24 protein-coding genes are annotated in these 22,837 nt (G+C 68.5%); 11 read left to right on the top strand and 13 right to left on the bottom strand.

Annotation, left to right across the window (positions count from 1 at the left end):
* The first annotated feature begins 32 nt into the window (after positions 1-32).
* Positions 33-812, top strand: coding sequence for an SDR family NAD(P)-dependent oxidoreductase (locus F8M74_RS27720; protein ID WP_228560767.1), 780 nt, complete (start codon positions 33-35; stop codon positions 810-812).
* Here the strand turns inward: F8M74_RS27720 and F8M74_RS27715 are convergent.
* Complete coding sequence (locus tag F8M74_RS27715; RefSeq protein ID WP_228560769.1) at positions 779-1,426, bottom strand: RsmE family RNA methyltransferase; 648 nt, start codon at positions 1,424-1,426, stop codon at positions 779-781. The genes F8M74_RS27720 and F8M74_RS27715 overlap by 34 nt on opposite strands.
* Positions 1,427-1,443: 17 nt before the next feature.
* Positions 1,444-2,151, bottom strand: a complete 708-nt coding sequence (locus tag F8M74_RS27710; protein WP_228560771.1) for a hypothetical protein — start codon at positions 2,149-2,151, stop codon at positions 1,444-1,446.
* 43 nt (positions 2,152-2,194) lie between these two features.
* Between F8M74_RS27710 and F8M74_RS27705 the strand changes: the two genes are divergently transcribed.
* Entirely contained in the window at positions 2,195-2,368 is a 174-nt protein-coding gene (locus F8M74_RS27705) for a hypothetical protein (protein ID WP_153881058.1), read from the top strand.
* Positions 2,369-2,479: 111 nt separating this feature from the next.
* Here F8M74_RS27705 and F8M74_RS27700 read toward each other — a convergent pair whose 3' ends face one another.
* The 7 genes from F8M74_RS27700 to F8M74_RS27670 form a co-directional block, all read right to left on the bottom strand.
* Positions 2,480-3,016 carry an AAA family ATPase gene (locus tag F8M74_RS27700; protein ID WP_141258394.1) on the bottom strand — a complete coding sequence of 179 codons (537 nt, stop codon included), beginning with the start codon at positions 3,014-3,016 and terminating at the stop codon, positions 2,480-2,482.
* Between the two features lie 191 nt (positions 3,017-3,207).
* Positions 3,208-4,146 (bottom strand): pirin family protein, encoded by a 939-nt coding sequence (locus F8M74_RS27695; protein ID WP_141258396.1) that lies wholly within the window; start codon positions 4,144-4,146, stop codon positions 3,208-3,210.
* A 60-nt stretch (positions 4,147-4,206) separates the two neighbouring features.
* Positions 4,207-5,142 carry a LysR family transcriptional regulator gene (locus tag F8M74_RS27690; RefSeq protein WP_141258398.1) on the bottom strand — a complete coding sequence of 312 codons (936 nt, stop codon included), beginning with the start codon at positions 5,140-5,142 and terminating at the stop codon, positions 4,207-4,209.
* Between the two features lie 50 nt (positions 5,143-5,192).
* Positions 5,193-5,372, bottom strand: coding sequence for a hypothetical protein (locus F8M74_RS27685; protein WP_141258400.1), 180 nt, complete (start codon positions 5,370-5,372; stop codon positions 5,193-5,195).
* A 45-nt stretch (positions 5,373-5,417) separates the two neighbouring features.
* On the bottom strand, positions 5,418-6,815 hold the full coding sequence (locus F8M74_RS27680; protein ID WP_141258402.1) for a DUF1552 domain-containing protein: 1,398 nt from the start codon (positions 6,813-6,815) through the stop codon (positions 5,418-5,420).
* Between the two features lie 5 nt (positions 6,816-6,820).
* The gene (locus F8M74_RS27675; protein ID WP_141258404.1) at positions 6,821-9,148 is read right to left on the bottom strand and encodes a DUF1588 domain-containing protein; all 2,328 of its coding nucleotides are present in this window, start codon (positions 9,146-9,148) and stop codon (positions 6,821-6,823) included.
* Positions 9,149-9,641: 493 nt separating this feature from the next.
* Positions 9,642-11,306, bottom strand: a complete 1,665-nt coding sequence (locus tag F8M74_RS27670) for an Ig-like domain-containing protein (RefSeq protein WP_141258406.1) — start codon at positions 11,304-11,306, stop codon at positions 9,642-9,644.
* Positions 11,307-11,742: 436 nt separating this feature from the next.
* On the opposite strand from F8M74_RS27670, the gene F8M74_RS27665 reads away from it, so the two are divergent.
* Both F8M74_RS27665 and F8M74_RS27660 read left to right on the top strand, forming a co-directional pair.
* The gene (locus F8M74_RS27665; RefSeq protein ID WP_225887742.1) at positions 11,743-12,009 is read left to right on the top strand and encodes a hypothetical protein; all 267 of its coding nucleotides are present in this window, start codon (positions 11,743-11,745) and stop codon (positions 12,007-12,009) included.
* Between the two features lie 118 nt (positions 12,010-12,127).
* Complete coding sequence (locus tag F8M74_RS27660) at positions 12,128-12,781, top strand: hypothetical protein (protein WP_141258410.1); 654 nt, start codon at positions 12,128-12,130, stop codon at positions 12,779-12,781.
* A 77-nt stretch (positions 12,782-12,858) separates the two neighbouring features.
* Here F8M74_RS27660 and F8M74_RS27655 read toward each other — a convergent pair whose 3' ends face one another.
* From F8M74_RS27655 to F8M74_RS27645, 3 genes are read right to left on the bottom strand one after another with little or no spacing between them, the layout of a single operon-like run.
* On the bottom strand, positions 12,859-13,971 hold the full coding sequence (locus F8M74_RS27655; RefSeq protein WP_141258412.1) for a hypothetical protein: 1,113 nt from the start codon (positions 13,969-13,971) through the stop codon (positions 12,859-12,861).
* Position 13,972: 1 nt separating this feature from the next.
* Positions 13,973-14,809: an ABC transporter permease subunit gene (locus tag F8M74_RS27650; RefSeq protein ID WP_011554109.1), complete on the bottom strand. Its 837-nt coding sequence runs from the start codon at positions 14,807-14,809 to the stop codon at positions 13,973-13,975.
* Positions 14,806-15,693, bottom strand: a complete 888-nt coding sequence (locus F8M74_RS27645; protein ID WP_141258418.1) for an ABC transporter ATP-binding protein — start codon at positions 15,691-15,693, stop codon at positions 14,806-14,808. Before F8M74_RS27645 ends, F8M74_RS27650 begins: the two co-directional genes overlap by 4 nt.
* A gap of 299 nt (positions 15,694-15,992) precedes the next feature.
* Between F8M74_RS27645 and F8M74_RS27640 the strand changes: the two genes are divergently transcribed.
* The 7 genes from F8M74_RS27640 (at position 15,993) to F8M74_RS27610 (ending at position 22,257) form a co-directional block, all read left to right on the top strand.
* Positions 15,993-16,202: a hypothetical protein gene (locus tag F8M74_RS27640; RefSeq protein ID WP_043613047.1), complete on the top strand. Its 210-nt coding sequence runs from the start codon at positions 15,993-15,995 to the stop codon at positions 16,200-16,202.
* A 64-nt stretch (positions 16,203-16,266) separates the two neighbouring features.
* Entirely contained in the window at positions 16,267-17,235 is a 969-nt protein-coding gene (gene hemB, locus F8M74_RS27635; protein WP_186817788.1) for a porphobilinogen synthase, read from the top strand.
* A 192-nt stretch (positions 17,236-17,427) separates the two neighbouring features.
* Complete coding sequence (locus F8M74_RS27630; RefSeq protein WP_228560775.1) at positions 17,428-17,817, top strand: hypothetical protein; 390 nt, start codon at positions 17,428-17,430, stop codon at positions 17,815-17,817.
* Positions 17,814-18,458 carry an RDD family protein gene (locus F8M74_RS27625; RefSeq protein ID WP_141616941.1) on the top strand — a complete coding sequence of 215 codons (645 nt, stop codon included), beginning with the start codon at positions 17,814-17,816 and terminating at the stop codon, positions 18,456-18,458. The genes F8M74_RS27630 and F8M74_RS27625 overlap by 4 nt, the downstream gene beginning before the upstream one ends.
* The gene (locus tag F8M74_RS27620) at positions 18,443-20,632 is read left to right on the top strand and encodes an ATP-grasp domain-containing protein (protein ID WP_141259066.1); all 2,190 of its coding nucleotides are present in this window, start codon (positions 18,443-18,445) and stop codon (positions 20,630-20,632) included. Before F8M74_RS27625 ends, F8M74_RS27620 begins: the two co-directional genes overlap by 16 nt.
* A 110-nt stretch (positions 20,633-20,742) precedes the next feature.
* Positions 20,743-22,095: a P1 family peptidase gene (locus F8M74_RS27615; protein WP_141259067.1), complete on the top strand. Its 1,353-nt coding sequence runs from the start codon at positions 20,743-20,745 to the stop codon at positions 22,093-22,095.
* A gap of 42 nt (positions 22,096-22,137) precedes the next feature.
* A complete protein-coding gene (locus F8M74_RS27610; protein ID WP_002636551.1) occupies positions 22,138-22,257 on the top strand; it encodes a hypothetical protein in 120 nt (39 codons plus the stop codon).
* Between the two features lie 31 nt (positions 22,258-22,288).
* Here F8M74_RS27610 and F8M74_RS27605 read toward each other — a convergent pair whose 3' ends face one another.
* Complete coding sequence (locus tag F8M74_RS27605; RefSeq protein WP_141259068.1) at positions 22,289-22,762, bottom strand: hypothetical protein; 474 nt, start codon at positions 22,760-22,762, stop codon at positions 22,289-22,291.
* Positions 22,763-22,837 lie beyond the last annotated feature (75 nt).

Raw genomic sequence — 22,837 nt, 5'->3', positions numbered from 1 at the left:
GCAGCGTGAATCTCATATCAAACAGTGCCATCGTGACGGGAGCTGCACAGGGCATCGGGCGGGGAATCGCCGAGCGACTGATGCGGGATGGGGCCAACGTGCTTGTCTTTGGCCGGACTCAGGCGAAGGTGGAGGAGACCGCCAGGGACCTCAACCGCATGTTCGACGGGAATGCGCGCGCCGTGCCTTTCACGGGTGACGTCCGCCGGCCGGAGGATGTCGCCCGGAGTCTCGAGGTCGCCACGCGCGAGCTGGGCCTGCCAGGAATTCTGGTGAACAACGCGGGGACCGCCACGCTGGCGCCGCTGCTCGACCTGCCGGACGAGGACTTCGACCAGGTGATGGCCATCAACCTGAAGGGGCCCTTCCTGTTCATGAAGGCCTTCGCGCGGGCGCTCGTGCAGGCCAAGAAGCCCGGCGTGGTGGTCAACATCTCCTCCCTGAACCAGCTCGCGGTGACGGATGGGTTGTCGCACTACTGCGCGTCGAAGGCGGGACTGGCGAACCTCTCGAAGGTCGCCGCGTCGGAGCTCGGGCGGCATGGAATCCGGGTGAATGTAGTGGCCCCTGGAGCCATCCAGACACCGCTGGCGGAGAGTGTCGGACTCATCGAGGTCATGGGTCATGAGTTCCTGGCTCGCACGCCGCTGGGCAAGCCGTGTGGAATGCCGTCGGATGTCGCGGGCGTGGTCTCCTTCCTGTGCGGCGAGGACGCGGCGTGGATCACCGGGGAGACCATCTCCGTCGATGGTGGAAACCACATCCGTGGCCTGCACAGCTACTGGGACATGCTGAGCCGCGCCGCGAAGTAGCGGCGCGGCTCTGATTCCCGGCCCGGATGAATTCGTCGTGGGCCGTGGGTGCGGCCCCAGGCGGTGCTCAAGCTTCTCGGCTCTCTCCGGAACGCGACCACATCAGCCGAGGCGTGAATCAGGAGCGCGAGCTGTCCCAGCAACAGGGGCACGGCGACTTCGACTCGCAGGATTCGGGGGCCGAGGCTGAAGGGAGTGAAGCCTCGGGCCTGGATGAGTTCAACTTCAAAGGGAACCCAGCCGCCCTCCGGCCCGATGGCCAAGACCGCGTTTTCCGCTGGGAGGGGAGCGAGTGCTTCCACCGGCGTGCTTGCCGGAGGGTGGGGGATGAGGCGCACCGGGCTGTCCGAACAGAGCGCATCGAGCTCGTCTTCGATAAATGGTCGGAAGCGCGAGCGCACCAGGATCTCCGGCAGCACCTTGTCGCGCGCCTGCTCGAGCCCGAGGACCAGTAGCTCATGAACGAATTCGTCGGCCATGACCTTGGAATCGAAGTAGCTCTTCTCCACCCGCGCGGCGTTGACGAGGATCACGCGATCCACGCCAAGGCTGGCGACCGGTGGCGAGACGTGCGCGTGCCCAGGCCGGCGTGGACGAGGCGGCGCTCGGTCCACGCCGGTGGGCTCCCTGGTCAGCGGTCGTCGCTGTCGCGGCCTGCGGAGGCCGGCACTGCCGGGGAGACTTCGACCCTGTTGCCGGAGAGCACCCACCCACGCTGGCTCGGAGCGAAGCGCGGCGCGAGGTAGCCGTCGTTGATCTCCCGGGTCACCGCGAAGCGGTTGTAGGTCGTGGCCGGAAGGTAGAGGCACGAGCTGTCACTGTCCGTGCACTCGTCGCTCGGCGTCGCAGGGAAGCACTTCGCGTTGCAGGTGTCGATGTCGCCCTCGGCTGCCTGGATGATGCCGTCACCATTCGTGTCCGCGACGGTGATCGCCGCCTTGTAGGCCGCCATGAGCCGCTGCTCGAGGTTGGTCACACCCGGTTGGAAGGAGTCGAGTCGCTGGAACACGTTCAGGAACACCTCCCGCGCGACGCCGCTCGGAATGAAGCGCTGGCGGAACTCGCGCTGAGAGTCTTCCTCTGCGTCGAATCGATCCGGATCGCGCGGGAGGGACGGGTTGTCGCCGAACTCGATGGTCCGCTGCGGGTCCTTGTTGAGGCCGATCCGATTGCCCGGAACGATCGATGCCTTCCGGCCGATCTTGCCTTCCTGATACGTGTTCGCCGGGTCCGTCGCCGATTGGTCGGGGAAGCCGCCGGTGAAGGGCAGCTCGTAGAGGGGGGTGGATCCAGTTGGTCGTGTAGTTGAATTCCCAGTACTGAGTACCTGGGGCAACACCTACACGCACCTCGTGCAAGACAATGCCTGGGATGAATACAGCATGACCTTCAACAACCAGCCGGACGTCTCCGGTGCGCCGTTGGGGGCGTCGGATGCGACAGAACGACGCATCTCCCTGCGCATCTCCAGCAGTGGGTACATCAGCTATTACCATTCACGCGAGGCCGAGGACGCCTCCAAGCGCCCGCAGCTCGAAGTGGCGTACACGCCGTGATTCACGGGCGGGATCCAGACGCGAGAAGGGTTCGCGTCTGGATCCTTGCCTGAGCGGGGCAAGGGGACGGGGGGGGCCGAGCCTGCGGGCCGTCCGTCAAACGCCTCCCGGTCAGCGGATTGCCCGTGCAAGGACCTGTTTCACCCGCGCGTCCGCCGTGCCGTGGACGGTGAGCACCTCCACGCCCAGCTCGTACGGGTCGTCGAGCAGCACCCTGGACACCGTCTCGTCTACCGCGGTCCTCATGTGGATGTCTTCACGGGCCCGGAGCCGGATGCGATCCGGTGCCTCGATGGGCACGAAGACGATGAGGTCGAGCGTCTGGATGGCGGAGCGGACCCGGGGATGCCATTCCTCCAGGTCGAACGCCTCCGCGTCCTCATGCGCCTGGAGATAACCCAGGAAGTCGACAGGGCAGCGGTCGAACAGGATGTCGCGTGAGTCTTTCTCGGCTTGAAGCAGCTCGGCCGAGAACCGGAGCTGTTCGATGAAGTCCTCCAGGGAGGGGGGAGACGCGAACTCGTAACCCTCTTCCTCAAGGAGGAGGTACGGCTCTTCCGCGAGCCGGTACCCCTCGAGCTCTTCTCCGAGCAAGTCAATCAGCGTCGACTTGCCCACCCGGTGTGAACCCGTCACGGCGATGCGCATGCCTGCTCATACCGCATCCCCGAGGATCACGTCCCTCGGGGCGCGGGCATGCGCGAGGGCCACCCCAGGCCGCGTGGTGTTGAGGCGCAAGATAGCCACCAGGCCGGCGGCCCCTGCCGTTGACGCCCCCGGGACGGTGTGTCCCGGAGGCGCCAGCACCCCTTGCGTGACGTCAGCCGCCGCGCGCCCCGTTACTCAGGAATCCCGCCGAAGGCGCCCGACTCGAAGTCGTGGATGGCCTGGATGATCTCCCGGTGGTTGTTCATCACGAACGGCCCGGTGTGGGCGATGGGCTCGTGGATGGGCTCGCCCGCGAGGACGATGAAGTGCGTGTCTTCTTCGGCCCGGAGGGAGAGGGTCTCCCCGTCGTTGGCGAACACCGCGAGCTCACCGCTCCGGATGCTCTCCGCGTCCACCGTCACGCGGCCGTTGGCGACGAGCACCAGGGCGTTGTGGTTCGAGGGCAGCGACAGGTGGAAGTCCTCGCCCGCGCGCACCTTCACGTCGAGCATGGAGATGGGCGTGAAGGTCCTGGCGGGACCCTTCGCGTCACCGTAGCTCCCGGCGATGATGCGCACCCGGCTGTGCTCCGTGACCTCCCCGCCTCCTTGAACGGGGACCACCGGAATCTGCTCCGTCGTGATGGGCTGGTAGCCCGGAGCGGACATCTTGTGCTTACGAGGCAGGTTCACCCAGAGCTGGAGCATGTGGAACGTGCCCCCGCGCCGGGAGAAGTCGTGCTCGTGGTACTCCTCGTGGAGGATGCCGGACGCTGCGGTCATCCACTGCACGTCCCCGGGACCGATGACGCCAGAGTGGCCCACGTTGTCGCGGTGCGCGACGTGACCCTCGAACGCGAGCGTCACCGTCTCGAAGCCACGGTGCGGATGCCAGCCGACGCCCCGCTGGCCCTTCGCCAGCGCGGGGTAGTCATGGGGCGGATGGTAGTCGAGCAGCAGGAACGGACTGGTCCGCTCCTGGCGCAGGCCGCCGCTCGGCACGAGGGTATGGACGCGGAATCCGTCACCCACCCAGTGCGGCTCGCCGCCACCATGGACACTCTCCAGGGTGCGGGGGCGGGAAGTGGCTCGAGGAGAAGTGGGAACGCTGACTTGGGTCGTGGTGCTCATGGTTCCAAACCTAAGAGCCGAGCCCCGTCTGTAAATCGCTTCAGGTCGTGATGCTTTTCATCACGTCGTGTGATGGTCCGCGCCCCCGAGCGCGAGCTGGCACAGCGAGGTGAGCCGGTTCGAGGCCCACGTCGCCACCGGGCCCAGCGGCGTGCCCTTGCGGCGCACCAGGGCGAGCGGGCGCTGGGGTGGGGGACCTCCCTCCCAGGCCGCCAGTCGCAGCGCCACCAGCCGTCCTGCGGCGAGGTCGTCGCGGACGAGGTGCTCGGGCTCGAGGCCCCAGCCGATGCCGCCGACGAGGAGTGAGTGCTTGGTCATCAGGTCTGCGACACGCCAGAGGCGCGAGCCGATGACGCCCCGGTCTGCCGTGCCCGTCTTGCCCTCCGGCAGCCGCTCGCTCAGGACGATTTGGATGGCGGAGGCGAGGTGCGCCTCCGTGAGGACGCCCTTCACCGCCGCGAGCGGATGCGAGGGCGCGGCGACGGGAATCATCTTGAGGAGCGCGATGGGGCGCTGCTCCAGGCCGGTGAGGTCCAGGTCCGCGCCGGCGATACCCAGCGTCGCGCGCCGCTCGCGCACGCGCTCCGTCACCGCGGAAAGCAGCTCCACCTCCAGCGCCAGCTCCACACCCGGGTGCGTGCGCGCCAGCTCCCGCACGAAGTCCAGCAGTGCGTCGGTGGGGAACATGGCGTCCACCACCAGCGACAGCTTCGTCTCCTCGCCGCTCTTGAGCCGGCCCATCACCGCCTGGAACGAGGCGATGTCCTCGTGGAGTCGCTGTGCCGCCGCGACGACGGCTTCTCCCTTCGCCGTCAGACGCGGGACGCGCCCGCTCCGGTCGAAGAGCCGCAGGCCGAGCTGCTTCTCCAGCCGCTGCATGGCCTGACTGACGGCGGGCTGCCCCTGGCCGAGCTTCCGGGCCGCCGCGGAGAAGCTTCCCTCCTCGGCCACCGCGCGGAGCGTACGGAGTTGGTCGATGGTGACGCTTTCGAGCACCGCGCGACTGCATCACATCGACGGCGATGATGCACGCGCGCGTCCTCGCGCTACTTCTTCGAGGACAGCCAGGAGACGATGAGCGAGGCCAGCGTCGCGGCGGCGGTGCTCTCCGGGAGGGCGCCCCGGTGCATCTCGCGGGAGATGGCCTCCGCCGCGCCGATGATGTCCACGCCGCGCTGTCGCAGCGTGTCCCGGGGCTGCTTACAGGAGTGGCACCAGCGAGACATGCCTGCCAAAAATGACGTGGAACCCGCCCAGCCCGCTCTCACGGCTCAGCCATACAGCTCGCTCAGCGGTCCCGGCGCGATGCGCGTGCTGCCCTCCTGCCCGAAGGTGTTGAAGTCTGCGTCTCCGAACGCGTGGCCGAGCGTGTTGAAGAGGTTCGAGACCTGCCGGTTCCGGGCCGCGTCGTACTTTGGGTACACGACCGTGCGTCCGTCGGTCTTCAGGCCCAGCGCGTTGCCGCCCACCACGAGCTTCGGCCACTCACGCGAGGTCGAGTGGTGCTGCTCGCCGTTGTCGGACATGAAGACGATCGCGGTGTGATCCAACATCGAGCCGCTCGCGCCGACCTCGGGCGTGGCGGCCAGCGTCCTCGCCAGGTTCGCCACCAGTTGCACGTGACGGCGGGTGACCTCGGCGACGCGATCCCAGTTCTGCCCCGCATCCAGGCCGTGCTGCAGGTTGTGTCGCGGGATGTCGGTCACGTCCGGGCCGTAGGCCACGTCGAAGCCCGAGGTACCCGTCGCCAGTACCACCGTGTTCGTCAGCCCGCCCAGGAGGGACGCCGTGGCGATCTGGAACTGCGCCTCGAACCACTTCAGCGAGTCGGGCGGTGAGCCCGCGCTGGTGATGAGCGGGTTGTCCTTCGGTGCCAGTGGCAGGTAGGGCCGCACGCGTTCCGCCATGCCTTCGAGCTGATCCTCCCGCGTGCGCAGCGACTCGAGCGAGGAGACGTAGCGCTCCAGTTTCAGCCGCTCGTTGGAGTTGCCGCTGAACTCCGCCAGTGCCTTCCGCGAGTCGGCCAGCGCGAAGTCGAAGAGCATCTTGCGATCGCGCCCGTTCGTCGAGCCGCCGAGCAGCGAGCCGAAGGTGCTGTCGAACGCAAGCGACGGGTTGACGATGATGCCCGCGGGCTTGCGGGGGCCGAGCGCACAGGTCTCGTACACGATCGACACGCGCGCGGAGCTGGTGCCCAGGCGCAGCACGTCGAACGGTGCACCCCGGCGCAGGCGAGGTGCGATCACCGCGTCGAAGGTCGCGCCCGCGCCGTTCACCGCGCAGCTCAGCCCGCCCGTCCCGCTGGAGTGCCCGCCGCCCGCGATGAGGTTCGAGAGCCCCAGCAGCACGGCGGAGCGGTTCACCAGGTCGATGTTGCCGGAAGACGCCGCCAACGGCCCGAGGCTGATCGCGCTGGCGAGATCGTCGCCCTCACGCACCAGCGGCGTGTCCTTGTACGCGTCCCAGAAGATGCGGTCGGAGGTGTTGGCGCGCCCCCCCAGCGCCGCGCGGGTGCCCGTGCTCAGGAGCGCGCGGGGGTAGACGCCATTGCACTCGAGGACCAGCACCAGGCGCGCCGGCAACGCGGACGCCTGGGCGTAGACGTCGTGGAAGTAGGGCGCGAAGAGGCCGGCGGCCATGCCCTTCAGGACGGTTCGTCGCGAGAACATGGCAGTCACTCTCCAGCCTGCGGCACACGCCGCGTCTTCCAGGTGTCGCTGGTCATCAGCGTGGTCAGCATCTTGGAGAACGAGCCGTTGTTCTCATCATAGGCCTGCTCCATCTGCGTCAGCGTACAGGCGTCGCTCGGGTTCTCCGGGCGGCCCATGAAGTAGCGGAAGGCCTGTCGCATGAAGCAGCGTTTCACGTGCCGCGAGGTCGCCAGGCGCTCGCTCAACTCCACCGCGTCGCGCACCGGGCCGTCCAGCCCGGGTTCGGGCATCGACGTGAGCGTCGAGCTTCCGTCCGGCGTGGTCCAGCCTCCGCTGGGCGAGCGATCCCGCGCGCGCAGGAAGCCCGCGTGGTTGTAGATCTCGAAGGGCAGGCCGAGCGGCTCCATCAGGCGGTGACAGCCCTGACACTGCGAACCGGCCGTCGCCTCCTGCAGGCGGCGGCGCGCGTTCTTGTCGGCAGCGTGAGCGCCAACCTGGGCTGCCACCTGCACGCTGCTGAGCGGTGGGACGAAGCCGCACAGGAGGTTCTCGCGCACCCATTTGCCGCGGTGGACGATGGACGGATCGTCCTCGAAGTTGCCGCCGTGCGCGGCCAGCCACACCGGGTGGGTCAGCACGCCCGCGCGCTCGGTGGCAGGCAGCGTCTTCCAGCGGCCCGTGACGGTCGCCGGGAGGATCGCGCTGACGTTGTAGGGGTGGGAGAGGCCCTTGTGCGAGTCGTACGCCGCGTGCTGCATGGAGGGCACGTAGAAGGTGCGCGTGGTGAGCAGGTTCGCCAGCACGTCCTGATCCTCGACGACCACCCGCGCGATCAGGTCGTCGAACTGCTGGATGAAGGTCGGCTCCAGCGGATGGAAGTTGGTGAGCAGGTTGTCGTACGAGACCGAGCTGATGTAGCCGAGCCCCTCGAGTTCGAAGCGCGAGGTCGCCGCCGGGGACTCCTTGAACACCGCGGCCACGTGCTCGTAGCCGAGCCACTCGCGGAAGAAGCCCGCGACGCCGTCACCCAGCCAGTACTGCCCGCGCTTGGAGCGCTGCGTCTCGTTGTAGTCCTGCACCAGATCGAAGCGCGGTGTCCCGTTCTGGTGGGCGTCGACGCCGCCCAGGTACTTCTCGATCAGGGCGGTGGTCGTCGCATCCTGCTTGAGCGAGCCATCCTTCGCGGCGGTCGCCACGTCCGCCAGATGCCCCTCGAGGGGCGCGGAGTAGTACGGCCACACGAAGCTCGGCGTCGCCGAGGGCGCGCGCCCCGCCAGCGCGTAGGCCAGCTGCGAGCCCAGCTCGAGGCTGGTCAGCTCCACGCGACCGTCGGCCGGCTCGCCGCCCATCTCGCGGCGGAACATGGCGCCGGTCATCATCCACGCGGCGTTGGAGATCCGCGTGATGGAGTCCGCGCGGTTTCGCGGGGAGTAGCTCGGCTCCTGCGCGATGACCTCGGTCGCGAAGGCGGTGAGGCGGGTGAGCTCATCCTCGGTGGGCGGGCGGAAGAAGACGCCGAACTCGAGCATCTGGCCGAGGTGGAAGCGCTTGCAGGAGTCGCTCGGGTTCGCGTCGTCGAACATGCACCTGAAGCGGCTGTTGGTGTAGACACGCTCCATCCGGTTGCCGTCCGGGTAGTTCATCGTCCACGGCGCGGCGGCCTCGCCGACCACCGGCAGGAAGAGCTCCACCGTGGCCTCGTCCAGCGTCTCGTCCGTGGCCCAGGAGCTGTACTGCTCGATGGCGCTGGGATCGAGCGGGTTGTCGTAGAAGCTGAACCCGGTCCAGCTGCGCTCGACCGAGCCACCGACGTTGCGGGTGAACTCGCGCCGGTTCAAGCGGCGGATGCGCGTCGGCGTATCCGAGCGCACGCCTTCGGTGCAGATGAAGAGCGCAGACTGATCGAGCAGGTTGGGCTCGGGCACCACGGTCACGGGCGGGCCGCCCGTGCCACTGCAGAGGGGCATCCCCTCCCCGATCCAGGTCTCGAGCGCGGCGAGGTCGGCTGCGCTCGCGCGTTCATGCGGGGCCGGCGGCATCGGAGACGCGTCGTCGCGCATGCGGATGAGCGCGCGCTGGGCGTTGCTGAGCCCTCCATCCATCACCGAACTCACCCGCATGTCGTGCAGGGTGCGCAGCGGCATCGTCGCCCCCTGGGTCGGCAGCGCGCCGTGACAGCTGGCGCAGCGCTCGGCGAGCACCGACTGCACCACGCACGCGGCGCCCAGGTTCCCCCCGGGCCCACCGGGCTCCCCTGGATTGTTTGGGCCTCCGGTGTTGGTGTTTGGCTCGTTGGAGCCCTTGCACGCAACGAGGCTCAACAGTCCGGCCAGCAGGAGGACGCGGTTCATCCGGCCAGACTGGCACGGACGGCAGGTGGGATAGCAAGCAGTCCATGCAAAACGGGCTCAGACCTGTCTGGGCATGGCGGCGGGCGTCGCCCAAGCGCCCCCACCTGGCAGCATCCGTATTTCTTCCCCCGCGCCGGAAGCATCGCGGCACCATCTTTCACTAGGTGCGGCAGGTGAAGACCGGAGACACCACGGCGCTGGGCGAGACGGCGATGTCGGAGCGCAGCCGCACCCTGGAGCCGCGCACCGCCCGAGCCGACCGCGTAGAACGCTTGAAGCCCGGAAGCTCACGCCGGACCACGCCTTCTCGCCCAGTCGTGTTGCAACGCTCGCCGAGCACGGCACCCAACCGTCTTCAACATCTCACGCCACGTCATTCGCCGGACGGTTACGAAGAGAGGCCGCGCCAGCAGGTCTGGCGCGGCCCTTCGACGGGGCACCCGGCCGAGGTGAGACCAGGGGGGCTACCGGGGCGTCAGTGCCCGCCTGTGGCTCACGGAACGGTGACCGTCACTGCGTTGCTGCGTTGGCTGTTGCCCACGCGGTCATACGCGATGGCGACAATGACGTGCGTGCCGGACTTGCCCGTCGTGTCCCACGTACGGGTGAAGGGCGCGGTGGTCGAATAGGGTGTCTGGATGACACCGTCGATCTCGAAGGCGACGTAGTAGAGCGATTGGCTGTCACTCGCATTGGCAGCCAGCGTGACGACACCACTGACGACGTCTCCGTCGGCCGGTGCGGTCAGGACGGACGTGGGCGGCGCGTTGTCGACGATCAGCGAACGGGTGTGCGTCGCGACATTGCCTGCCCTGTCAGTCGCGCGGAGGGTCAGGCTGTAGGATCGATTGGCCAGCACCCGCGTGTCCCACGCGAAGGTGTACCCAAGGCTGGTGGGGCTCGTCAGCGAGCCCTTGAGGTACCCCTCCTGGAAGAACTCGGCCAGGACCACGCCTGAGAGGGACTGGTCCGTCACGGACCAGCCCACGGTGATGTTGCCGCGCACATAGTTCAGGGTCTGCGGGTTGTACTGGGGCGTGCCCGAAAGAATGATGGGAGCGAAGTTGTCCACCATGACGCTCACCGGGTCGGAGATGCCTATGTTGCCGTCCGCGTCGAAGGCCTGGGCTGTCAGCGCCTGGGTGCCGGAGGGGGACGTCGTCGTGTCCCAGTCCACGATGAAAGGGGGCTGGGTGTCGGAGGCGATGAGGGTGGACCCTGAGAAGAAGTCCACGCGCGTGACGCCGACGTCATCGTAGGCGCTCGCCGTCAGGGTGATGGTGCCGCGCACGGCACTGCCCGGGCTCGGCGAGAGGAGCGTCACGGTAGGGGCTGCGCTATCGGTGCACAGCAGGTTTCCGAAGTCCTTCGCGAGGCGCCGCGCGTCGGTGGATTTCGAGCGCGCTGAGTCGAGGACCGATTCCGTCGTGCGCACCTGGAGCCGTCCTGGGGCGGCGGTGAATCGGTCGGTGACGGCCTGGAGGGTGGTGTTGAATGCCTCCGTACCCGGAGTCTGCGTGGCGAGTGCATGCCATTGCCGGGCCCAGTGGAGCGCGTCCGAGGGCTTGGATGCCGGCAGGTCGTACACGAGGGTGGCGGTGAGGGGTAGTGGCTTGCCGTCCGCATCGATTGCATCGAAGACCAGGTGGCCCTCGCCAGCGCTGTGCCGGTCCGAATTGTGGGTGTCCACGTGGTTGACGATGGCCTTCAGCCGCAGCGGCGCCTTCGTCATGTCCAGGGTGCCATCCGCGAGTCTTGGCCACGCTTCGAGGAGCTGGGGCACGAGCGCGCGGGTGACCGCGTCCTGTTCCGCACCCCGCTGGAGCCCGTCGCGGACGAACTCGGAGGGAGCGACGTCGCCGCTCATCTCCGCCAGTCGTCGGCCGAAGCTCCACGCGCCGTCCGCGGCCCCGCGCACCTTGGGCATCGCTCCGGACCAGGCCGTACGCACCGGGTCATTCAGCACGGTCGCATCCTGGATGAGCAGCTCCCGCTCCGGCTTGATGGAGGAGAGGCAATCCAGAGGAGCGCTTGTCTGCAGGAGCTCGGCCTGGGAGCTCTCCGACGCGTCCGGGACATCACCACAACCGATGGATGCCAGGGCCGCCGCGCCAAGCAGTGCGGAAAGGCCACGGGCCCCTTTCGAAACGATGCGCATGTGGATTCTCCCTTGAGGAGGCTGTGCTCGCATGGAATTGGGAGCGGCAGCGCGCAACGATATATCAAACAATCGGCTGGGGCGCGCCAGGGGAGGGGAGTGGATGTCGCGGCCGAGCCCTGGTGGGCCCGTCCTATTAGTGCCTGTCATTGCGGGGTGTAATTCTTCAGGGAAAGCCAGCCGCGAGGACTGTCTCTGTCATGGGGCGGTGAGCAAGAGCGGCCGGGTCACGCCCTATTCCCATGTACGGACATCCCTCGGCGCCGGCTGAAGGGGCCGGAGCGTCGGCGTGACGCGTCCCGGGGCGTGATAGAGAACGGGCATGGATGCGACGGTCGCGCTGTGCCCCCTTCATCCCGAGAGGCCCGCGGAGGGGACGTGCAGCCGCTGCGGCACCTTCTTGTGTGAAGGCTGCCGCAGGTGGCAGGTGGGGCGCATGCTCTGCCTTCACTGCCACACCGTCGCGCTGGGAGAGAAACCCTCCAAACGCGCCACGCTGGCGCTCATCTTCGCCACGGTGGGGTTCATCGGGTTCGTACCGGGTCTCGTGGGGCTCGTGCTGGGCTACCAGGAGCTGGCGGCCATCCGGCGCGGTGCCGCTCCTGGCTCAGGGGAGGGATGGGCCGTGCTCGCTCGCAACGTCGGCTGGTTCCATGTTGCCATGCTGGTCATCATCGGCCTCGGGGTGGCCCTGCGAGGCTGAGCCGGCCCCGGGGCTTCGCCATGGCGCCGCCTGAAATCGCCCGTGACTTTGCAATGTCATCCATAGGACAGCTAGCTTCGCCCCCTGACCCTGTTTGGGTCGACGGAGGGGGATTCACATGGGGTCGAAGAAGCTGGCACTGGAGGCGGGTGGCCCGCCTCGCTTGGAGTTGTCGTGGGGCTGGGGGTGGAAGCAGTTCACCGTCACCCTGGATGGAAAGGTCGTGGGCACGCTGGACGGCGGGGCTGCCGAGCTCAAGCGGGGCGTGTTCTTCAAGCTCCCTGACGGGAGCTCGCTGAACGTCCTGCTCCAGAGCGGCGTCTTTCGCACGGGCCTGGCGGTGTCTCGCGACGGGGAGGCACTTCCAGGTTCTGACACGGACCCGGCGCAGCAGGTCAAGAGCGCGGCGAACCTGCTCTATTTCCTGGCGGGCCTGAACACCTTGCTCGGTGTCATCGCGCTGCTGGTGGAGAGCGAGGTCCTGGAGGCCGCGGGGATGGGGCTGGGCTCCATCCTCTTTGGCCTGGTGGTCGCGGTGCTTGGCTTCTTCACCTACCGGGGCACCCGGGTGGCGCCCATTCTCGCCGGCATCCTGTACATCGCCGACGCGCTCTTCACGGTGGTGGACACCCTCTCAGGAGGAGGGCGCCCGCCCATCTTCGCCCTCATCATCCGTGCCTACATCGTCATCACGCTGTTCACCGCGGCGAAGGCCGCGGCGGAGCTGCGCCGTCGCGACCAAGAAGGCGCAGGCGTGTCGCTTCAGCCCTGATTCCAGGAACGACGACGCCCCCTGGCCAGGGAAGGCCAAGGGGCGTCGTGGACAGCGCGAAAACGACGACTTCCGGCCTATCGCTCAGCCGCCTCCGCCGCACTCCGCTCTTCCTTGCAGAACGCCAGTCGCTGCTTGATGACGTCGAGCGGCACCGCCATCTCCAGCTTGAAGGACGTGCCATCCGGCTGGACGCGCGCGAAGTCGAGCAGCTGCGCCAGGTCCTTCTCGCCTTCTGCCTGCGCCTTGATGCGCGCCATGCTCAGCGCAGCGCCCAGCGTCTTGCCCAGGTCCGTGACTTCGTCGCCATTCGCGCCGCGGACCTCGGCGACCATCGCCACATCGCCGCTCGCGTCCACGTGGAGTTCCACGTTCTGGGCCACCCGGCGGATGCGGTCCGCCAGCTCTGCCTGCTCCTTGGGCAACAGCCGCGCGAGCTGGTCCACGGACAGCACGCCATACATCTCCCCGTAGGTGCTGCCCTCGGAGATGGCGGGGGGCTCGTCCGGACCGCGGCCCTCCACCCGGTCCACCACCGCCTTCACCTCGTCCGGCGACTTTCCAATCACCAGCAGCTCGTTGTTCCACGTCGCCACAGCGGCTTCGCTCCGGCCACGCGCCGTGCTCCCGTCCGGCCGCGTTACCGTCATGTCGCCCGGCTCGTACACCCGGGCGCCTTCGCCGTAGTCCATGGACACGCGCTCACCCAGCAACTCCTTGAACTTCGCGTTGCCGAAGTTGCCCGACAGCATCATCCCTTCATCGGTGATGACCAGCCGGTCCAGGTCCTGGAGCGGGTCCACGCCACTGAGGTTCCGCAGTTCCTGCAGCCGCTTTCCACCATCCCGCATCAGGCAGTCCAGCAGCAGTTCACCAATGGGCGAGTGTCGCAGCGCGTTCGCCTCGATGACCACCGCCGTCTTGCCCTCGCCGCGGGGCAGGGCGGCCAGCAGGGGGTCCCTGGGGCGCGCGCGCTCCTGCGTGCCCGCGTCCACCTGCACGGGCAGGACATGCGTCCGGCGCCGTTCCGCGCGCTCCCGCTCGGGTGCCCGCATCCGCCGGGGGAATTCCACCTTCGGCGTCTCCATGGCGGGCTCTTCACCCTGCCCGGTGAACATCAACACCGCGGCCACCACGAACAGCATCGCCGCCACGACGAGCCACAGCCGGCGGCGTCCACGGTTGTCCATGTCAGTAGTCCTTTCCCTCGAAGCGCCAGAACCCCACCGCCAACGCTCCGAATCCAAACACCAGCACCCCGAGCAACAGCAAGCCCAGCGAGCGCACCTCCAACGGCGTGGACGCGGCGATGTCGCCCGCGGCCACGGCCAGCGCGGACAGCCGTGGCAACACCAGCGTCACCGCCCGGAAGGCTTCGCGTCCAAATCCTTCCTCGAAGAAGGGCGTCATCTGCTGCCGGTAGCCCGCGATGATTCCTCCCACCAGGAAGACGAAGCCGGAGGCCGCGCACAGCGCCGCGCTGCGCACCAGCGTCGCCGCCGTCAGCATCACCGCGTACACCGCCGCGAAGCCCACGCACGCGAGCAATCCCGCGATGAGCGGCCCCGCCGTCCAGTACCCCGCCTTCACGCCGAAGATGAGCACCAGCCCCGTCGTCCCATACAGCGTCCCGCCCAGCGCCAGCACCATCACGCCCAGGAACGTCCCCGCCAGCAGGTGCCAGCGCTGGATGGGCAGCGCGAGCAGGTGCTCGATGCGCCCTGGTGACATCAGCGACGGCGCGAAGTCCGAGCACGCGACGATGCCGAACAGGATGCCGCCGTAGAACACCAGGAACGCCGCGGCCTGGTACACCGGTCGCAGGGCCACGTCGACGGAGCGGATGCTCGAGCGAATCTCCTCGCCGAACAGCCGAGACGCTGCGAGCGCTCCGTCCACCACTTCGATGCGCAAGCTCAGCGCCACCACGGTCAGCACCAGGGTGATGCCCACCATGAACGCCAGGATGAACTTGCGCGACATCGCCTCACGGAGCACGTAGCCCGCGATTCCCAGGACGGGCTTCACGCCGCGGCCTCCACTGTTCCCATCAGCACCGACTCCAAGTCCGTTCCGTCACGCCGCAGCTCCACCATCAATGCCCCCGCCGCGCGCGCCCGGTCCAATGCCCCGTTGAGCGCCGCCGGGTCCTCCGCCTCGACGACGTATTGTCCCTCCGCGACGCCTCGGACGAAGCCTGCCGTCACCAGGGCCTCCGTGTTGGCGCCCGGGGCGAAGCGCACCAGCCACCGCACGCCGCCGCGCGCCAGGTCCTCCAGCCGGCCCTCGCGCACCACGCGGCCTCCCGCGAGGATGGCGACGCGGTCACAGACACGCTCGGTCTCCGCCAGCAGGTGGGAGTTGAGGAACAATGTCGTGCCTCGCTGCACCTCGTCTTGGAGGATGCGCCGTACCTCCATCCGCCCCATGGGGTCGATTCCGTCCGTGGGCTCGTCCAGCACCAGCAGGGAAGGGGTGCCCACCAGCGCCGCGGCCAGGCCCAGCCGCTGACGCATGCCCTTGGAGTATCCGCCAATGCGCCGGCCCACCGCGTCCGACAGGCCCACGCGCTCCAGGAGGCGCAGGTTCCCCGCCGGGTCCACGGGGAGGCCCTTCAGCCGCGTCACCGTCGCCAGGAAGGCGGGCGCCGTCCAGGTGCCGGGCAGGTGCAGTCGCTCGGGCAGGTAGCCGATGCGGGCGCGGATGCGCGGGTCCTCGGGCGAGCCCCCCAGCACTCGGATGGACCCCTCCGTGGGCTGGACGATGCCGAGGATGCTCTTGATGAAGGTCGTCTTGCCCGCACCGTTGGGGCCGATGAGGCCGAAGGCGCTTCCTTCCGGCACCGTCAGGTCCATGCCTCGGAGGGCCTCGTTGCCTCCCTTCCGGAAGGCCCGGTGGTACGTCTTCCTCAATCCCCTCACTTCGATGGCGGGTTCCTGGCTTGTCACGGTCGGGACTGTAGACGACTGGACGGTCCATCCATTGCGTCAGGTTGCTGGGCGGTCGTCCGGACGGGCGGAACGGTCTCCTGGCCGCGCCCTGCGACGCTCCGTTCGCGCCCGTGGGAAAGCCGCTTCGCACGCCTGCGGTGCCTGCCGCGCCGCGGTAGCTCGTTGTTCCGGGGACTTGGCGGCTTGCAGACTCTTTGGAGCTCCACGGTCCGGCCCATGCATCGCCCGGCGGCAAACTCAAGCCACGAGGAGCACCAGACATGACGTACGAGGACCGCATCGAACAGCAGCTGCTGGATGCCCGCCGCGAGCTGGAGCAGGCCGACAAGGACCTGGCGACCGGGACGGAGGCGGCACGCGTGCGCTACGCCCGCGCCCTGCACGAAGCGGACATCGCCGAGCGCCGCGCTCTGCGGCACGCTCGGGAGGCTCGGAACCATCAGAAGAGCTGGAGGCTCGTCGCAGGCTGAGCAGGCGGGCCGGGGGCCCAAAACGATGAAGGCACGGCGCCGCCGGTTTATACCGGCGACCGCCATGGCCTATCCCATCCACCGACCCCGCCGCCTGCGCCGCAACGCCGTCCTGCGTGACATGGTGCGCGAGACGCGCCTCGACCCGGGCGACTTCATCTACCCCCTCTTCGTCGTGGAAGGCCGGGACGTGCGCCGTCCCATCGTCTCCATGCCGGGGATCTTCAACCTGTCGCTGGAGCATGTCGTCGCCGAGGCCAGGCACGCCCGGAAGCTGGGCGTGCCCGCCGTCCTCCTGTTCGGCATCCCCAACCACAAGGACGCCCGCGGCACCCAGGCCTACGCCGACGACGGCATCGTCCAGCGCGCCATCCAGGAGATCAAGGCGGCCGAGCCGGACCTCCAGGTCATCGTCGACGTCTGCCTGTGCGAGTTCACCGACCACGGCCACTGCGGCGTGTTGGAAGGCGGCCACGTCGTCAATGACGCCACGCTGCCGCTGCTGGCGAAGATGTCCGTGAGCTGCGCCAAGGCGGGCGCGGACATCATCGCTCCGTCGGACATGATGGATGGCCGCGTGGCCGCCATCCGCGCCGCCCTGGACGAGACGGGCTTCGGCGAGCTGCCCATCATGGCGTACTCGGCCAAGTTCGCGTCCGGATACTACGGGCCGTTCCGCGAGGCTGCCCAGAACACGCCGACCTCCGGTGACCGCCGGGGCTACCAGATGGACCCCGGCAACTTCCGCGAGGCCCTCAAGGAAGTGGCCCTGGACGTGGAGGAGGGCGCGGACATGATCATGGTCAAGCCCGCGCTGGCCTACCTGGACGTCATCCGCGCCGTGCGCGAGCGCTGGGAGCTGCCCGTCGTCTCCTACAACGTGTCCGGCGAGTACTCGATGCTCAAGGCCGCCGGGCAGAACGGGTGGATCGACTACGAGCGGGTGATGCTGGAGACGCTCACGTCCATGAAGCGCGCCGGCTCCGACCTCATCATCACCTACCACGCCCTGGAGGCGGCGAAGCTCCTGTAGGCAACAGCCGGGCGGGCTCGCGGCGGGTTGATTCTTGATCCGCCGCGCGCGTTGCGTCCAAATGAGCGTCGCACGATGCCAACCAAAAAGCGGCCTGGACGAAAGTCCCAGAAGCCCCCGCCCCAACGCCGGTCCACCGCGAAGAAGCGGTCCGGCGCCGGTCGCGCGGCCCGTGAAACCCCCGCAGGACCCTTGCAGTACAAAGTGGTCGAGCTGTCCACAGTGGACGAGGGCGCCCTGGAGCGCACCCTCAACGAGTGGGCGGCCAAGGGCTGGAATCTCGACGGCATCCAGTTCGCGATGCGCGAGTCCTCCAAGCGCCCGGCCATGGCTTTCGTCCTCTTCACGCGCCAGGGCGGCCCCGCCAGGCATGATGAAGACGCGGCGCGCGGGCGGCTGATGCGGATGTCGGAGACGGGCAGCCCCACCGCGGCGCTCGCGGCCGCGTACACGCGCGAGCACGCCGAGTGGGCCGCGCCGATGATTTCTCCTTTGAGCGCCCACGAACGGCTGGCGCGGCTGGCGGGGCTGGATGAGCCCGAGCCGCGCGAGGAAGGCCTCACGCTGGAGCCGGAGGAGTGAGCACCGCGCGAAGCCGCGTGTTCATGACGGCAAGCCGGCAAGGTGGCCGCGCCTTGCGGTTGGTGTCCGGAGACGCGCAACCCGACTCTCCTTATCCCAAGGCCTCGCTCTGGCTGCGCGGCGGCGCGCGGGCGGTGGACGTGTCGGTGGCGTGGGGCCTGTACGTCGTGGGGGGGGCGGCGGGCGCGGTGGTGGCGCTGCTGTTCCTGCTGCTGGCGGACGGGATGCTCCAGGGCCAGAGCGTGGGCAAGCGCATCTTCGGCGTGAAGGTGATGCACCTGCCCACGCGTTCGGCGGCGCGGCACCGCGACAGCACCCTGCGCAACGCACCGCTGGCGCTCATCGTGCTGCTGGGAATGATGCCCGCGCCGCATGGGACGGTGGCCGCGGCCGCGGGGCTCATTGTCATCGGCAGCGTGGAAGCATGGCGCGTGCTGAGGGACCCGCTGGGCTGGCGGCTGGGCGACACCTGGGCGCAGACGCAGGTGGTCGACGGGAAGGTCGTCGCGGGCGTAACCGTTGCAGCTCGCACGCCGGTCGCGCATGAGCGCGCCTCCGGCAGGCTCATGTCCGCGGCGAAGGTGCGCCGTGGACGCTCGTCGTTCAGGAAGCGAAGGGGGTACCCATGCGCATCGCGCTGACCCACAACCTCAGGCTGTCTGATTTGGAAGAAGAGGCGGAGTTCGACACGCAGGAGACGGTCAACGCGCTCGCGGCGGCCATCGAGCGCATCGGCCACCGGCTGGAGCGCTTCGAGGTGAGCGGCCCGGCCTCGCGCACCGTGGCGCGGCTGGAGGCCTACAGCCCGGACCTCATCTTCAACACCGCCGAGGGCCGCCGCGGCCGCTTCCGCGAGGCCTTCTATCCGGCCCTCTTCGACGAGCTGGGCTTCCCGTTCACGGGCTCGGACGCGTACGCGCTGGCGGTGACGCTCGACAAGCAGCTCACCAAGCTGGTGCTGTCCAAGCAGGGCATCCGCACCCCCGGCTGGCAGTACGTGGAGAAGCTCAGCGAGCTGTCCGCGGAGAACCTGCGCTTCCCCGTCATCGTGAAGCCCAACTTCGAGGGCTCGTCCAAGGGCATCAGCCAGGACTCCATCGCGGAGACGCTGGACGAGGTTCGAGCCAAGGTGGCCGCCGCGCTGGAGAAGTACCCGTCCGGCGTGCTGGTGGAGGAGTACATCTCCGGCCGCGACCTCGCCGTGCCGTTCCTGGAGTCGGTGGACAATGACTACGACGGCGTGCTCTCCCCGGTGGAGTACGTCATCGACCCGGCCGTCACGCAGGGCCGCAAGTACGCCATCTACGACTACGCGCTGAAGACGTCGCGGGAGGGCACGGTCAGCGTGCGCGCCCCGGCGCAGATTCCGCCTCGCACGGCGGAGGACATCCGGCGGATGGCGCAGAAGGTGTACCGGGCGCTCGACTGCCGCGACCTGGGGCGCATCGACGTGCGCCTCAGTGACGCGGGCGTGCCGTACTTCCTGGAGATCAACGCGCTCCCCAGCCTGGAGCCGCGCGCGGGCATCTACGCGGCTGCGGAGCTGGACGGCCTGCACCTGGATGGGGTCATCAACTCCATCATCACCAGCGCGGCAAAGCGGTACAAAATCAAGGACTCGTCGCGTCGCCAGGGCAAGCCGGCGCGCAAGAGCGGTCCGCTGCGCGTGGGCTTCAGCTTCAACGTGAAGCGCGTGAAGCCCATGGCCACGGCGGAGACGGTGGAGGACAGCGAGGCCGAGTACGACTCGCCGAACACGCTCCAGGCCATCCGCGAGGCGATTGCGTCGTGGGGCCACGAGGTCATCGACCTGGAGGCAACGGCCGAGCTTCCCTCGGTGCTGTCGAGCACGCCGCTGGACGTGGTGTTCAACATCGCGGAGGGCTTCAAGGGCCGCAACCGGGAGAGCCAGGTCCCGGCGCTGCTGGAGCTGCTGGACATCCCGTACACGGGCTCGGACCCGGCCACGCTGTCCATCGCCCTGGACAAGGGCCTGGCGAAGAAGATTGTCCGGCAGGCTGGCATCCTCACGCCCAACTTCCAGCTCATGGCGACGGGCAAGGAGCGCCTCAACAAGGAGTTCACCACCTTCCCGCTCATCGTGAAGCCGGTGGCGGAGGGCAGCTCCAAGGGCGTCGTCACCAAGAGCGTCTGCCACAGCGAGGCGGAGCTGCGCGAGGTGGTGCGCGAGATTGCCGGCAAGTACCAGCAGCCCGCGCTCATCGAGGAGTACATCCGCGGCCGTGAGTTCACCGTGGGCCTGCTGGGCGAGCGGCGTCCCCGCGTCCTGCCGCCCATGGAGATCGTCTTCCTGGACCGGGAGGAGAAGAACCCCGTCTACAGCTTCCAGCACAAGCTCGATTGGACGGACCGCATCCGCTACGACGCGCCGGCGAAGCTGGAGCCCGCGCTGCTGGAGCGGCTGCGCACGGCGGCGCGCAACTCGTTCATGGCGCTGGGATGCCGCGACGTCGCGCGCATCGACTTCCGCATGGATGACAAGGGGCGCATCTACTTCATCGAGTGCAACCCGCTGCCGGGCCTGACGCCGGGCTGGAGCGACCTGGTGCTCATCGCCCAGGGCGCCGGCATGGACTACCGGGGGCTCATCGGCGAAATCATGGCCCCCGCCATCCGCCGCTACAAGGAGCGCGAGGCGCGCCGCGCCGCCAGCGAGCATCCCGCTTCGGTGTTGCGCAAGAGCGTACCCCTGGAGGAGGGGACTCCCGCCGCCGCGCAGCCCGTGGCCGCGACGGCCCCCGCACCGGCGTCCCCAGCGCCGGAGCCGTCTCCGCGCCTGGACGCGAAGGCCTGAGTCCCACGCGACGCCCTGGCCGCCTCGTCCCTTGCCTCCTCTTCGAGGGGGCGGGCGGGGCCGGCTGGAGTGGTTGACTGTGGGGAGTGGTCGGTTAGTGTCCTCCCTCTATGGTGCACATCCCCGAGGAGACGGGTCCCCGCGTCCGGGCCCGTGAGCTGGGCCTGCCGCTGGGGCGCTTCAAGCCCGGCAAGTTCAACGCCATCACCGACGTGGAGGGGGTGCTCGTCGGGCACAGCACGTTGATACGTGGCGAGGGCCCGCTTCGCCCCGGGCACGGTCCGGTGCGTACGGGGGTCACCGCCATCCTCCCCAACCAGGGGAACATCTTCATGGAGCGCATGACGGGGGGCGGCTTCGTGCTCAACGGCGCGGGCGAGGTCGCCGGCATGACGCAGCTCATGGAATGGGGCCTCATCGAGACGCCCATCCTCCTCACCAACACCATGGCGGTGGGTGCGGTGTCGGACGGCGTGGCGCGTTACCTGGTGGACCGCTACCCCGGCATCGGCGACGAGCACGACGTCATCATCCCCGTGGTGGGGGAGTGTGACGATTCCTGGCTCAACGACATTTCCGGGCGCCACGTGCGCGAGGAGCATGTCTTCGAGGCCATCAACAACGCCTCCACTGGCCCCGTGGCCGAGGGGAACGTGGGTGGCGGCACTGGCATGGTGACGTGCGACTTCAAGGGGGGAATCGGCACGTCGTCCCGCAAGCTGCCGGAGGTGCTGGGCGGCTACACGCTGGGTGTGCTGGTGATGTCCAACTTCGGGAAGATGCACAACCTGCGGGTGGGCGGCCTGCCCGTGGGCGAGGTGCTGGCGGAGAAGTTCAAGGGCACGCCCAAGCGCGGCCAGACGTACGGCTCCATCATCGCGGTGGTGGCCACGGACGCGCCGTTGCTGAGCCATCAAATCAACCGCCTCTGCAAGCGCGTGGCGCTGGGCATTGGCCGCGTGGGCAGCTACGCGGCGCACGGCTCCGGGGAGATTGTCGTCGGCTTCTCCACGGCGAACATCATCCCCCGGCGCACGCAGAAGATGGTCTACAAGCTGAAGCTCCTCCTGGATCAGCGCCTGGACCCCCTCTATGAGGCGGTCATGGAGGCCACCGAGGAGGCCATCCTGAACGCCATGTGCATGGCCACGTCCATGACGGGCGCCAACGGCAACCACTGCCCGGCGCTCCCCCTGGACGAGGTCCGGCGCTTCCTGGACGCCTACAAGCCGATTTTCGCGTCCGTGAAGAAGCGTCCCCAGCAGTCGAGCGCCCCGGCGGCCAAGGAGCGGCCCAGCAACGAGGACCGGGAGGGGGACGTGAAGGCGTCCACCGCCCGGCCGACCCAGGTCCGGAGCGCCGAGGGAATCCCGTTTCCCACCCGTCCGGCACCGGACGACACCGGCGAGCCGGGGGGGCCCGAGGGTTCCTCTTCCGGGAGCCCGGCGGGTTCTGATAGTTAAGCCCCTCTTTTCACGTCTCCGTACGGAGCACAGGAGTCAAAGATGGCCCGCAGCAAGAGCAAGCACCGTCGCGTGCAGATGAAGATCAAGCAGGCCTGGAAGAAGCGGGCCAAGAAGAACAAGGCCGAGGCCAAGGCCGCCGCGGAGTCGAAGAAGAAGTAGTCGTTCCGACCGCGCTCGTGCGGCCCGTGGCTCAGTCCCGGGTCGCCGAGAACGGACTGCTGACGTTGCAGCGCTGTCCCCCCGTGTCGGACGCGCGCACGTAGCTGCCCGTGAGGACGCCGGTAATGGACGCCGTCCCGCCATCCGTCAGCGGCGCCTGGTAGCTGCCGGTGAGCGTCAGGGTGTCCGTCCGGTTCGCCGAGGGCACTCCCGTTCCCGTCATCAGGAAGGTCCCCTGGGAAGTGATGGTGCCCCGGACGGGGACGCCCGCAACCCGGCTGGTGAGGTTTTCGCCCGAGCGGGCGATATCCAGCACTTCACCCGTGGGAACCTGCACCCCCAGGAGCGCGCACTCCGGAGGCACGCCCGCGCCTGTGTCGAATTGCAGCCGGTAGCGGCCTTCGACCGCGGGGCATTCCGTGCAGCGGGGGGCTTCTCCGCCACAGCCTCCGGTGGTGAGCAGGAGCAACCCGGCGAAGAAGGGGGCGAAACGTCCAGAAGTCATGACTTGGTTCTCCTTGAGACGGAAGCCGGACTTCCCGGTGGGACGGCCGGTTCCTACGTTGGGCAAGGGCGGCGT

Source organism: Myxococcus sp. CA023 (genome assembly GCF_010998615.1).
Taxonomy (GTDB): domain Bacteria; phylum Myxococcota; class Myxococcia; order Myxococcales; family Myxococcaceae; genus Myxococcus.
Note: the sequence above shows the minus strand (reverse complement) of the source record. Positions and strands in the feature narration are given on the sequence as shown.

Excerpts from the sequence above, each read along its gene's own strand:
- F8M74_RS27705 (WP_153881058.1), top strand. The coding sequence starts at position 2,195 with ATGACCTTCAACAACCAGCCGGACGTCTCCGGTGCGCCGTTGGGGGCG.
- F8M74_RS27700 (WP_141258394.1), bottom strand. The coding sequence starts at position 3,016 with ATGCGCATCGCCGTGACGGGTTCACACCGGGTGGGCAAGTCGACGCTG.
- F8M74_RS27695 (WP_141258396.1), bottom strand. The coding sequence starts at position 4,146 with ATGAGCACCACGACCCAAGTCAGCGTTCCCACTTCTCCTCGAGCCACT.
- F8M74_RS27685 (WP_141258400.1), bottom strand. The coding sequence starts at position 5,372 with ATGTCTCGCTGGTGCCACTCCTGTAAGCAGCCCCGGGACACGCTGCGA.
- F8M74_RS27680 (WP_141258402.1), bottom strand. The coding sequence starts at position 6,815 with ATGTTCTCGCGACGAACCGTCCTGAAGGGCATGGCCGCCGGCCTCTTC.
- F8M74_RS27675 (WP_141258404.1), bottom strand. The coding sequence starts at position 9,148 with ATGAACCGCGTCCTCCTGCTGGCCGGACTGTTGAGCCTCGTTGCGTGC.
- F8M74_RS27670 (WP_141258406.1), bottom strand. The coding sequence starts at position 11,306 with ATGCGCATCGTTTCGAAAGGGGCCCGTGGCCTTTCCGCACTGCTTGGC.
- F8M74_RS27665 (WP_225887742.1), top strand. The coding sequence starts at position 11,743 with ATGCTCTGCCTTCACTGCCACACCGTCGCGCTGGGAGAGAAACCCTCC.
- F8M74_RS27660 (WP_141258410.1), top strand. The coding sequence starts at position 12,128 with ATGGGGTCGAAGAAGCTGGCACTGGAGGCGGGTGGCCCGCCTCGCTTG.
- F8M74_RS27655 (WP_141258412.1), bottom strand. The coding sequence starts at position 13,971 with ATGGACAACCGTGGACGCCGCCGGCTGTGGCTCGTCGTGGCGGCGATG.
- F8M74_RS27640 (WP_043613047.1), top strand. The coding sequence starts at position 15,993 with ATGACGTACGAGGACCGCATCGAACAGCAGCTGCTGGATGCCCGCCGC.
- hemB (WP_186817788.1), top strand. The coding sequence starts at position 16,267 with ATGGCCTATCCCATCCACCGACCCCGCCGCCTGCGCCGCAACGCCGTC.
- F8M74_RS27620 (WP_141259066.1), top strand. The coding sequence starts at position 18,443 with ATGCGCATCGCGCTGACCCACAACCTCAGGCTGTCTGATTTGGAAGAA.
- F8M74_RS27615 (WP_141259067.1), top strand. The coding sequence starts at position 20,743 with ATGGTGCACATCCCCGAGGAGACGGGTCCCCGCGTCCGGGCCCGTGAG.
- F8M74_RS27610 (WP_002636551.1), top strand. The coding sequence starts at position 22,138 with ATGGCCCGCAGCAAGAGCAAGCACCGTCGCGTGCAGATGAAGATCAAG.
- F8M74_RS27605 (WP_141259068.1), bottom strand. The coding sequence starts at position 22,762 with ATGACTTCTGGACGTTTCGCCCCCTTCTTCGCCGGGTTGCTCCTGCTC.